We start from the raw sequence: 8,192 nt of genomic DNA, 5'->3' as shown, positions 1-8,192 counted from the left end.
AATTGGTATTCGAAACACTTCGTAAAGCCCGAACAGCTAATCCTGAGGCGACACCATTGATTCACAGCGACCGAGGTTCACAATATACTTCGAAAGATTATTACCGTTTAACGACTCAGTATCAGATGACACGCTCTATGTCTCGTGTTGGTAAGTGTATTGACAACGCACCAATTGAGAGCTTCTTTGGGCACTTTAAGACGGAGTGCTATGATTTGAAGAAGTATAAGACTTTTGAGGAGCTAGTTTCAGATATTGATGCCTACATCTATTTTTATAATCATCAACGATTTCAAGAACGCAACAACGGCCTTGCCCCTCTTGAAATGAGGAACAAGGCCGTCGCCTAATCTTTTATTATTTCATTGTCCACTTGACAGGGAGCAGTTCATAGTGAAACTCGCTTTTCTTATGTTTAAAGGGGTCTTTTATTTGGCATACCAGCTTTGCGTGGAAACTTATTTGGAGTTTCCTTTTTCTTTTCGACGATGGTCAATGTTCGAGGGTCGCCATTTGGAAGAATATAGTCGTGGTTTTCGATGACTTTTGCGAAGAGGAGATTGAGTGCGTTTTTTGCCTGGGTCAATTCATCTTCTGCGCTGGACGCCTTGAGTGCGATTAATTTTCCGTTGAGCTTCAAATAAGGAATAGTCAATTCAGAAAGAATCTGCATGCGGGCAACTGCGCGTGCTGTGACAAGGTCAAATTGTGCACGGAAGTTCTTATCTTGTGCAAAGTCTTCTGCACGACCGTGATAGAAATGAACACCTTCGAGCTCTAGTTCTTCGGCAAGCAAATGTAAAAAGTTAATTCGTTTATTAAGAGAATCAATGATTGTAACATCTAGTTGCGGAAAGATAATCTTCATAGGTAGGCTAGGAAATCCAGCTCCAGCTCCAATATCTAAAAGCCGAAGAGGTTCGTTCTGAATATGGTCTTGCAGGATTGGAGCGATAGAATCGTAGAAATGCTTCAGATAAACTTCGCTTTCTTCGGTAATAGCTGTCAGATTGATTTTCTCATTCCATTCCACCAATAGTTGGAAATAGCGATGAAATTGGTGTTTTTGTTGGTCAGTTAATTGAATACCTTGGTCTACCAAGGTTTTATAAAATACTTCAGGTTTCATAATCTTATCTTATCATAATTTAAGCAAAAGAAAAACCCAGAAGAGTCTGGGAATTTTCTTATTGACCATCTGTCTGTCCCGTTGCGGGATTGTTTCCTGTTGTTGCAGTTTCAGCTGAAGAAGTTGCAGTCTCGGTTGCAGTTCCAGATGCTGTTTCGCTTGATGTTGTCGTCGCTTCGGTTGTTTCACTAGTTTCAGTCGAACTAGAAGAACTTGTACTAGAGCTAGTGTAAGTATTATAAGCATTGGAGAGTGAGCGACTACCTCTGAGATAGTAGTTGGAACCGTAACGTACGAGTCCGCTTGGCATCTCCCAATCGGTAGCTGTATAGTCCGAATGCATAAAGAGCATCATATTGTGGTAGACATCCGTCGCAATTCGCATGCTGTTATCAAGGATAGGAGTCATACGATTGGTATATCCGGTCCAAACAGCCATTGCGTACTGACTAGAATATCCAACGAAGTTTTCATCAGGAACGACCATGTAGCTATAATTTGCTTCTGGAATTGAAGCTAGAATAGTATCCGTTTCGCTATCGGTATAGTTTGATGTACCTGTTTTACCGGCCATAGGAACTCCACTAACAGAAGCGTTTAATCCATAACCGTAAGACATAACAGCCTTCATCATATCGGTCATCATGTAGGCTGTTTCGGCAGACATGACTTTGGTCCCTTTAGGAGCATATTCTGTTACTGTTCCATCACTAAAGACAATTTTATTGACATACTGTGGAGCGTAGTAAGTACCACCATTGGCAAAAGCAGCGTAGGCAGCAGCCATTTTTTCACTACTTGCTCCATACTTACTGCTAGTATCGGATGTATTACTTGAAATAGCATTAGAGTAATGAATATCTGGATAATTGATACCAACGCTATTCAAAAATTTCAAGGCATTTTCTAAGCCCGTAGCTTCCAATGCTTTAACGGCTGTAACATTTCGAGAATACTGAATAGCAGTCTTAACAGAGATATTACCATAGTATTGTTTATCCCAGTTATTGACAGGAGTTGTTGTGCCAGGGTAATTATAAGGACCGTCTAAGATTAAATCTGCTGTAGATGTATAAATGCCGTTTTCAAAAGCAGGAGCATAGTCTGTGATTGGCTTCATTGTAGAACCAAAGTCGCGGTTGGTTTCAACGGCTTGGTTGGTACCAAATGAGACGTTTGTTTCTTGTTTACGACCACCTAATTGCGCAACGACTTTACCATTAGAAACATCCACAACCGTTGAAGCTACCTGTAATAAATCATCTGGATAGCTGACATACATATCTGTATTGTAGATATTCCAAAGTTGTTGCTGGGCGGCAGGATCGACGTTCGTATAGACATCCATCCCTGTTGTCAGCAAGTTGTAACCTGTTTTTGCTTCAACTTCTTCAACGACTTGTTTCAGATAGTTGTCCATATAAGCAGGATAAGCAGCTGCATTAGATAATGGTTGCAAACCATCTGTTACAGGTGTTAGAACAGCTTGTTCATACTGGGTATTATCAATGTACTTTTCTTCCAGCATCTCAGCCAATACCAAATCGCGACGTGTTTTTGCATCTTCTGGATTGGTATAAGGATCATATTGGTTTGGCGCTTGAGGCATTCCTGCTAAAAGAGCTAATTGGGGAAGAGTCAAATCTTTTAACTCTTTTCCATAAAAAGCAAGAGCAGCAGTCTTCATACCGTAGTTACCATTTGACATATACACCTTGTTGATGTAGTAGGTCAAAATCTCTTGTTTGGTATTGCGACGTTCCAATTGAGTAGCCAGCCAAGCCTCTTGAATTTTCCGTTTTAGATTTTGATCTTCTACGGATGTCGAGAAATAAGTCAGCTTGATAAACTGCTGGTCAAGTGTCGAGCCCCCCTGCAAACGTCCTCCGCTCAAGTTATTAATCAGGGAACCTGCAATACGAATCACGTCAACCCCTCTATGATTGAAGAAGCGTTGGTCTTCGATTGCGACAATCGCATTTACCAAGTCTGTTGGAATTTCCTCAGTCTTAGCACTCGAACGTTTTTCTGCTCCTAAATCTGCAATAAGATTTCCGTTCTTATCGTAAATTTTACTTGATACAGTTGCTGTCAAAGATTCTTCTGTCAATTCTGGAGCGCTTTGGATGTAGTAAACAACCAATGCAGCTCCGGCCAGGCAGGCAATGATAGCCCCCGCAAGTAAAATATTTGCAGTGATTAGAAGAGCTTTTTTAATTGTTGTAGTTTTCAAAAGATTCACCACCTAATAGATTTTTTTCAACGATTTCCAGATATGGGATGCTGGGGAAACGCCCCATTTGAATCTCAAAGCCGTATTGTCGAATAAAGGTTAGAGGCATCGACTTACTACCCATGTCTACTTGATAAAATTCGATCAAATGAGTGGCAGGCAAGAGATAGGTTTCTTTTAATGTTGAAAAGTGAAGAAGGACAAAACAAATGCCACCTTGTTTTACAACCTGTTTCATGTGTTCAATCTGATGCGCATGAAAATTTTTCATGGGCATGGATGCTTTTTGGCGTGTCTCTTTCGCTTCAAAATCAATATAATGTCTTTTAAAAACACCAGAGTAGTCTGTGGTAGATGCCTGACGAAAGTATGCCTCGACAATCTTAGCACGGCTCCGTTTGGGGTAATCAACTTTTACAATTTGTACGGGAGTTGGCTTCTTGTGAATGACAGCAATATCGTGCGCAAGGTAATATTGATTGCTATCGTTGATAGCGGCCTCAAAAGACATTCCGCGATTAGCAAAGTTTACTCGCTGGGATGAAATAGGACTGGTTCTATTGATTTTTTTTGACACCTTATGAGGATAATTGACCATAGAACTCCTTCTTGATAAAATAATATCAGCATATTATACCATAATTAGCGAAAAGAGTACAAGAAATGGATACTAAGAGCCTTTTGGTAACAGGTTATAGACATACAGACCTGGGAATTTTTTCAGAAAAAGATCCTCGACTGCACATTATTAAATCTGCAATTCGTAGGAATTTTATTCGTTTTTTAGAAGAGGGTGTTAGTTGGTTCATACTGACAGGTCAATTGGGCTTTGAATACTGGGCCTTAGAAGTCTTAGAAGATTTACGAGCCGAGGGGTATCAACTGAGTATTGCAACAATATTTCCATTTGAAAATCATGGCGAACAGTGGAATGAGGCTAACCAAGTAAAGTTAGCACGGTTTAAGCAGGTTGATTTTGTAAAGTATGCCTATCCACGCTATGAAAACCCAGGGCAATTTAGAGACTATAACCAGTTTCTACTGGATAATACGACAGGTTGTTATTTGTTTTACGATTCTGAAAATGAAACCAATTTGAAATATTTATATCACATGGTCTTAAAGAAAGAAGGATATAATAGAAAAACGCTTACCTTTGAAGAATTGAATGAGGAGGCTGAAAATTTTTCAAATTCTGAGTGATTTGACTTGATTTTTCCCTATTTTTTTTAATATAATAGGAGTAGTGACGTTTTAGATTAGGGAGAGAGAGATGGCAAGTATTAAATTTACGACAAAAGATATTTTCGAGCAAGATTTTAAAATTGGTTTTCGTGGCTATGATCAAGACGAAGTGAACGATTTTCTTGATGATATTATGAAAGACTACGATGCTTATGAAGCGATTATCAAGGAATTAAAAGGCGAAATTGCTCGATTGAAAGCGCAGGCAGCAAATTCTCCCAAAACAACTCTTCCTACTGAAGAATCAAACGACGTATTGCGTACAGAACGTCCATCTTCAGCGACAAACTTTGATATTCTCCGCCGTCTGAATCGTCTGGAGAAAGAAGTATTTGGAAAACAAATCGTTCAGGATCAAGAATAGAAAATTGTACACCTAAACTGACACTTTATTCGCAGTTATTTTCTTGTGCACAAATATATTCTGTATTTGTGTCAAGGATATTCCTTGATTTAAAGTGGCTTGCTTTGTAGATACAACTTCTAAGATAATTAAGGTGCAATTTTTGGATAATCGCGTGGTAGTTTTCTACCATGAGGAAAGTCCATGCTAGCACTGGCTGAGATGCCAGTAGTGTTTGTGCTAGGCGAATCAATAAGCCTAGGGACGCCCTTGGGCGTTACGGCGGTTAAAATGGCTAAGTCTTTTGATATGCCAGAGTAGATCTGAAAGTGCCACAGTGACGAAGTTTTTATGGAAACGTAAAAAATGGAACGCGGTAAACCCCTCAAGCTAGCAACCCAAACTTTGGTCGGGGCATGGGATGGATGGAAATGAACAGAAATCCTGACTGTTTAGACAGTAGACAGATGGTTATCGAAGGTGGTAGAACCTAGTACCACCGGAACAAAACATGGCTTACAGAAAATTGCATAAAATAGGTAGCTAGCTCTGCTAGCTTTTATTGTAGAGGAAAAAATGAAAAAACAATTTGAGTTGATTGCAACGGCAGCAGCAGGTCTGGAAGCGGTTGTGGGTCGAGAAATTCGTAATCTCGGCTATGAATGTCAAGTGGAAAATGGCCGTGTTCGATTCCAAGGAGATGTAAAATCCATTATCGAGACCAATATCTGGCTGCGTTCAGCAGATAGAATTAAAATCATTGTTGGACAATTTCCAGCAAAGACTTTTGAAGAGTTGTTCCAAGGAGTTTTTAACTTGGACTGGGAAAATTACTTGCCTCTAGGCTGCAAGTTCCCTATTTCCAAGGCCAAATGTGTCAAATCGAAATTGCATAATGAACCAAGTGTGCAGGCTATTTCTAAGAAAGCAGTTGTTAAGAAACTGCAGAAACACTTCTCTCGTCCCGAAGGGGTTCCTTTGCAAGAGATGGGGGCAGAGTTTAAAATTGAAGTGTCGATTTTGAAAGATGTGGCGACAGTCATGATTGATACGACAGGTTCTAGTTTGTTCAAACGTGGTTATCGGGTGGAAAAAGGTGGCGCACCAATCAAAGAAAATATGGCAGCTGCTATTTTGCAATTATCGAATTGGTATCCAGATAAACCGCTTATTGACCCTACTTGCGGATCGGGAACTTTCTGTATTGAGGCAGCTATGTTGGCCAAAAATATAGCCCCAGGTTTGAAGAGAAGTTTTGCATTTGAGGAATGGCCGTGGGTTGAGGATCAATTGGTGGCTGCATTACGCAAAGAAGCGCAAGCTTCTATCAAAACAGATTTGGTATTAGATATTGCTGGATCAGATATTGATGCTCGTATGATTGAAATTGCGAAGAAGAATGCATTTGCGGCAGGAGTTGAGCAGGATATTGTTTTCAAACAAATGCGTGTGCAAGACTTGCGTACAGATAAAATTAATGGTGTCATTATTTCTAATCCACCTTACGGAGAACGTTTGTTGGATGATGAAGCCGTTGTTACCCTGTATCGAGAAATGGGGCAGACTTTTGAACCACTCAAAACATGGTCTAAGTTTATTCTAACTAGTGATGAGTTGTTTGAAACCCGTTTTGGACAGCAAGCGGATAAGAAACGCAAACTGTATAATGGTACTCTAAAAGTGGATCTTTATCAATTTTTTGGTCAACGAGTGAAACGTCAAGTGCAAGAAGTGCAAGAATAGGAGGACATCGTGGGAGAAAAAAATAGTCATCATCTTCCTTTGGATGAGGAGAAAGTTTTAGATTTTGAAGTGGCGAAAGATTTAACAATCGAAGAAGCAGTCAAAAAACATAAGGAGATTGAAGCGGGTGTGACAGAAGATGATGGTCTCTTGGATCGTTATATCAAGCAACACCGCGCAGAAATTGAATCTCAAAAATTTGAAACCAAAATCAATCATCTTCCTTTAGTTGAGGTGGCTGATGAGGAAAAAAATCAAGGACGTGAAAGCGCGGAAGAGGTAGAAGCAAATGAGTCTTCTCTTACGGAAGTTAGTGAGGAGATTGCTCCTATTGTAGAAGAACTTTCGGTAACTCCGATGGAAACCTTGGAAGAAACAGTGATTGCAAGTACTGTAGCAATGGAGGGGTTATCTTCAGTGGCAGATGATTCTAGTTTAGAATTGGAAGAAGATGAAGCCGAAGACTTGGACCATAGTGAGGGCGCAGATAGGGACCAGAAAAAGAAATTTTACTTCTGGTCAGCAGTAGGGCTTTCAATGATTGGTGTAATGGCGACGGCGCTGGTTTGGATGAATTCGGTTAACAAATCGAATACTGCGACTTCTTCAAGTTCAACAAGTACAAGCCAGACGTCATCGACAGCATCAAGTTCGACAGATACGAATGTGACCGCTTTTGAACAGCTCTATAATAGTTTCTTTACGGATAGTAGTTTGACCAAGCTAAAAAATTCAGAATTTGGTAAATTAGCAGAACTGAAAGTGCTGTTGGAAAAATTGAATAAGAATTCGGACAGTTATACCAAAGCTAAAGAACAGTATGATCATCTTGAAAAAGCCATTGCAGCCATTCAGGCCATTAATGGTCAGTTTGATAAAGAAGTCGTTGTTAATGGTGAAATTGATACAACGGCGACGGTTAAATCAGGAGAATCTCTTTCTGCGACAACGACAGGGATTAGTGCGGTTGACAGTCTATTAGCATCGGTCGTGAATTTTGGTCGTTCACAACAGGAAGTCGCTTCGGCTACGGTAGCAAGTGAGGCTGCAGTCACAAGCAACCAAACTGTATCTACTGGTGTACCAGCGACAACAGAAGTCGCTTCAACAACGGTTTCAGGCTCAACAATCGACTTTGGTATTGCCGTGCCAGCTGGTGTCGTCTTGCAACGTGACCGCAGTCGTGTTCCTTATAATCAAGCAATGATTGATGATGTAAACAATGAAGCATGGAATTTCAATCCAGGTATTCTTGAAAATATTGTGACTATCTCGCAACAACGTGGGTATATAACAGGCAATCAATATATCTTGGAAAAAGTCAATATTATCAACGGCAATGGCTACTACAATATGTTTAAACCAGATGGGACCTACTTGTTCTCTATAAATTGTAAGACAGGCTACTTTGTCGGCAATGGTGCTGGTCATTCTGATGCCTTGGATTATTAAACAAAAAAGCGGTTTATCCGCTTCGGATTGAAGAAAAAGTCCATTTT

8 protein-coding genes and 1 other RNA gene are annotated in these 8,192 nt (G+C 40.1%); 6 read left to right on the top strand and 3 right to left on the bottom strand.

Annotated features, from left to right (window positions below):
* A partial coding sequence (locus ODU39_RS09325) for a transposase (protein WP_398581438.1) occupies positions 1 to 350 on the top strand: 350 nt, incomplete at its 5' end.
* A gap of 65 nt (positions 351 to 415) precedes the next feature.
* Here ODU39_RS09325 and rsmG read toward each other — a convergent pair.
* Genes rsmG through recU form a run of 3 tightly spaced genes read right to left on the bottom strand, consistent with a single transcriptional unit; the run spans position 416 to position 3,960 of the window.
* Positions 416 to 1,129, bottom strand: coding sequence for a 16S rRNA (guanine(527)-N(7))-methyltransferase RsmG (rsmG, locus tag ODU39_RS09320; RefSeq protein WP_398580295.1), 714 nt, complete (start codon positions 1,127 to 1,129; stop codon positions 416 to 418).
* A 58-nt stretch (positions 1,130 to 1,187) separates the two neighbouring features.
* A complete protein-coding gene (gene pbp1a, locus ODU39_RS09315) occupies positions 1,188 to 3,362 on the bottom strand; it encodes a penicillin-binding protein PBP1A (RefSeq protein ID WP_398580296.1) in 2,175 nt (724 codons plus the stop codon).
* Positions 3,343 to 3,960 carry a Holliday junction resolvase RecU gene (gene recU, locus ODU39_RS09310; protein ID WP_004194173.1) on the bottom strand — a complete coding sequence of 206 codons (618 nt, stop codon included), beginning with the start codon at positions 3,958 to 3,960 and terminating at the stop codon, positions 3,343 to 3,345. Before recU ends, pbp1a begins: the two co-directional genes overlap by 20 nt.
* 65 nt (positions 3,961 to 4,025) lie before the next feature.
* On the opposite strand from recU, the gene ODU39_RS09305 reads away from it, so the two are divergent.
* The 5 genes from ODU39_RS09305 (at position 4,026) to ODU39_RS09285 (ending at position 8,145) form a co-directional block, all read left to right on the top strand.
* On the top strand, positions 4,026 to 4,565 hold the full coding sequence (locus tag ODU39_RS09305; RefSeq protein WP_044763275.1) for a DUF1273 domain-containing protein: 540 nt from the start codon (positions 4,026 to 4,028) through the stop codon (positions 4,563 to 4,565).
* A 70-nt stretch (positions 4,566 to 4,635) separates the two neighbouring features.
* Complete coding sequence (gpsB, locus tag ODU39_RS09300; protein WP_004194167.1) at positions 4,636 to 4,971, top strand: cell division regulator GpsB; 336 nt, start codon at positions 4,636 to 4,638, stop codon at positions 4,969 to 4,971.
* Between the two features lie 138 nt (positions 4,972 to 5,109).
* Positions 5,110 to 5,474: RNase P RNA component class B (gene rnpB, locus ODU39_RS09295), an RNA gene on the top strand.
* Between the two features lie 52 nt (positions 5,475 to 5,526).
* On the top strand, positions 5,527 to 6,693 hold the full coding sequence (locus tag ODU39_RS09290; RefSeq protein ID WP_398580297.1) for a class I SAM-dependent RNA methyltransferase: 1,167 nt from the start codon (positions 5,527 to 5,529) through the stop codon (positions 6,691 to 6,693).
* Between the two features lie 9 nt (positions 6,694 to 6,702).
* A complete protein-coding gene (locus tag ODU39_RS09285) occupies positions 6,703 to 8,145 on the top strand; it encodes a cell division site-positioning protein MapZ family protein (RefSeq protein WP_398580298.1) in 1,443 nt (480 codons plus the stop codon).
* Positions 8,146 to 8,192 lie beyond the last annotated feature (47 nt).

This window comes from Streptococcus sp. 2021WUSS126 (assembly GCF_044427255.1).
Lineage (GTDB): Bacteria > Bacillota > Bacilli > Lactobacillales > Streptococcaceae > Streptococcus > Streptococcus hashimotonensis.
Note: the sequence above shows the minus strand (reverse complement) of the source record. Positions and strands in the feature narration are given on the sequence as shown.